This is a genomic window from Nosocomiicoccus sp. HMSC059G07 (assembly GCF_001815515.1).
GTDB classification, from domain to species: Bacteria; Bacillota; Bacilli; order Staphylococcales; family Salinicoccaceae; genus Nosocomiicoccus; species Nosocomiicoccus ampullae_A.
In genome coordinates, this window is record NZ_KV820863.1 from 6,090 (window position 1) to 9,597 (window position 3,508).

1 protein-coding gene is annotated in these 3,508 nt (G+C 28.9%); it reads right to left on the reverse strand.

The features are described 5' to 3' along the window. On the reverse strand, positions 1–3,381 hold a 3,381-nt coding region (locus tag HMPREF3029_RS06745; RefSeq protein ID WP_070710238.1), incomplete at its 3' end, for a hypothetical protein. Between the last annotated feature and the right edge of the window lie 127 nt (positions 3,382–3,508).

Genomic DNA, 3,508 nt, shown 5'->3' on the forward strand with positions numbered 1-3,508 from the left:
CCAATTTAGAACTCTTTCTAATTCTATTTCGAAATTTTCATCCATATCAGACTCTATAAGAAAGAGTTTGCTTATTAATCTGGAATAATAATTTATTGTATCCACACTATTTTTATTGTTATTCATAATTAGCGCTTCAATTATCTCTATAAATAAATTTGGTGATTCTAAATTTGATTTTTTGATATTATTAAATTCATAACTATATATATCAAGAATCATTAAATATTTCAGTTCTAATTCTAAGAGTGATAAATGATTAGTGTTACCTCTAACCGATAAACTCTTTATGAGAATGAATATGTTATACTGAAGATTTTCACGGTCTTTGAAATCATTTTCTTGATCCATTTTAAAGTTACGTAAAACTTCAATTATTTTATTACTTTCAAATTCATTATAGAACTCTCTAATTACCATCAATGCTGTAGCATCTCTATCTATGCTCAATAGAAGTTCAACTATTTGATTTATACTCATTAAATACCCTCTATAATTAATGAAATCAGTGTAGTCTTTGGCATGCCAAAAGTTTAATAGATCCTTCCCATTAAACTTAGTTAAAAGATTTAAGGTTACATCATTTAGTGGCAGTATCGTTAAAACTTCTTTTTGTATACCGATAGATAGCCTTTCAAAATTTGTAGATAATATAGTCTCTAAAGTTTCTTCTTCCATCTTCTTTAATAACTCTTTTAAAAATTCTAATTTATAACTTTTGTTTAGCAAAAGATTGTTACTGAATAATTTTTCAAATACAGATGAATATTCCTCTGTATCTCTTATATATAATCCTAAGTAATGTCCAATACACTTAGCAGAGAATGAGCTATCTATCATCATTACTATCCCCTGAAGTCCGTTGTTTTTCCATACTTCATTAATTGCTTCCAATCTTATATTATTAATTCTATTAACCCTATCTACATCTATCCTCGAGGTATTCATATCATTAAATAATAAAATTCTACTGTTATCAAATAACCATTTATTCTTCAAACAGATATTTTCGGGCTCTAAAGTTTTATAAATAACTTTTATATTTTTTCTCAAATTATCACTTAGATCTTGTCTATGACTAATACTTCTTAATACACTTCTTAAAAAAGCTTTTGACTTATCCTCCAGATTATTTATAGAATCATTTATTTTTTTGATTATTTTTCTTTGAGCACTAACTTTTAGGTAGGGTAATATATTAAGCAAGTCTTCATATCTTTCTATAGTATGATTTTCTATATTAATCATAAACTCTACTATACGCTCAAAATAAGTGTCTATCTCATCTTCTGTATATGATGGAAACTCATTTTCTATTTTTTTAAACACTGGTTTTCTTAATTCACTAAGACTTCTATTATCTCTAGTTATTTGCTTAACGCTTATTTCCCAGAATACTTCTGTATGTTTTTCCTTTAAATACTCTATCAATTCTAATCGTCTGTTCATATCAAAAGATATTTGCGGAATATAAATATTAAAAACTGCTAATAAGCTATTTACAGGTTTATTGTGCAAGTTATCTTCTAATTTTATTTTTGATAGTTCACATAAAATATCAATACAATTTATAATAGAATTCTCATCTGCAGCTAGACATTCTATTGCCCACAAAATATTAGGTCTTAAATTTGTAGAATCAATAAATATATTTTTAGTAGGTTTCATCTCAGTCTTGACTATTGAAGCAGTGCTCCTAACATCTTTTAATATAATTTCACTAAGTACTTTTGGTGCTATTTCAGAATAGATAGAAAGGAACACTGATTGAGAATAGAGCTTATCATAATCTAGTGGCATCACCATATCTTTTATTATTTTTTGTGATTCCACTTTAAAATTAAAGCCATGTAGACTTATGATTTCTTCATCATGAGCAGCTAAAAAAGCAAAGTTTTCACTAATTCTTTTACGTACTCCAGATGAGTACTTTCTATTCTTATTATATAATGCAGATAACATCCTATTCTCTGGCGATAAGTCTAATGCAGGATCTTTTTCTGATAGTACGTCTTTCACTATAGTTAAGAACCCTTCTATTTCAGACCTGGTGAAATTTAAATCAAATGAATTAAAAACATCAATCGACGATAATACGCCAATTATTCCTTTAAATCTCCACACTGGAGAGTCGTCTAATTGAGCTAAATCTATTATTGTTTTTTCAATGTCCTCTTTTATCTTTCCTGTTATCTTCTCAACGATTTTCCAATCATGATCATTAGTTGAATCCCAAGTTCCTATTAATGCAAGTGGCATAAGAATATCTCTTAAACGATAATCTCTATCAATAGCCCACTTAGCTTTACTTAAATGATTTAAATGAGATAGCTTTCTCCGTAATATCGTTGCTGATTTTCCGGATTCTATTATCAACTTCTCCTTTTCAACATCCGAATAACCCATTTGAGTTAAAACTTTTTGAATTGTACTGTATTCTAAAAGATCTAATACAATATTGTTATCCTCTTGCTTCTCTTGGATGTTTACCAATATAGTCGGACACTTTTTAACATCATTGCCTATATCTGATAATACTTCTTTTGAATTTACGATTACTATCATATCGTTAAAGTTTGTAATGGCATATCTTAACGTATTTGCATCATTAAATATTAAAGTTCTGTCTCTAAAATCTTTTAATTGTAGTTCATTAAATAATACCGATAAAAATGCTAATCCTTCTTCAGAAGAATGTGCTCTAATATTAAATGGCTGACAGCGATCTTTAGTAATCCATTGTAAAAAAATATCTTTATGTTCACTGATAGCACTTTCAAAAATAGAGGTAGGTATTGGTTGTTCAGATTCTAAAGTAACATTAGACCAATTTTCCCACATTCGGTCTAACGTAATGAGTCCACTGACAGGAAGTCCCAAAATCTCCTTAAACCAAGCTTTTGTTGGAATTGAGTTTTCTAACCACTGTTCTAAATCATTAGCATCATAGACAATAATATCTTTCCATTCTCCTAATCCACTCTTTTCCTTTATCCAGCTTTCTCTAGATTTACCTGTCCAATTACGAGGTGTCACAAATACAAATGTACTGTTTTTTCTAGTATCTTTATCTATAGTATTAAGACGTGCATTAAAATCATCAGTGATTTTTTGCTTCACGTTTTTATCTGTTCCAAACTCCCAATATGAGTCACCTTTTGGCACCCATGAGTTGCCTGTAGCTTCTTTAATAACACCGTCTGAGCCTTGTCTTTGAGAGTTATCATAACCAGGAAAATCTACATATCCTAATTGTGAACATGTTGAATGAATAAGCTTTCTTAATAGTACTGGTAAATGACTACGTGCTTTAATTGAGTCAGCCCATGCTTCAATTTCAAATGCAGTGATTGTCATTATTTGTTCTAAATTATTTTCCATAAATTCAGCTCCCTCCCCTATAAATAATACTTATATATCATTGTATAAAGAAACCCCTTATAGATATTATGTCTACTTAGGGGTTTCAAAATAAATCTTAAATTTCAAGTTTAAGTTAGCCACTTGA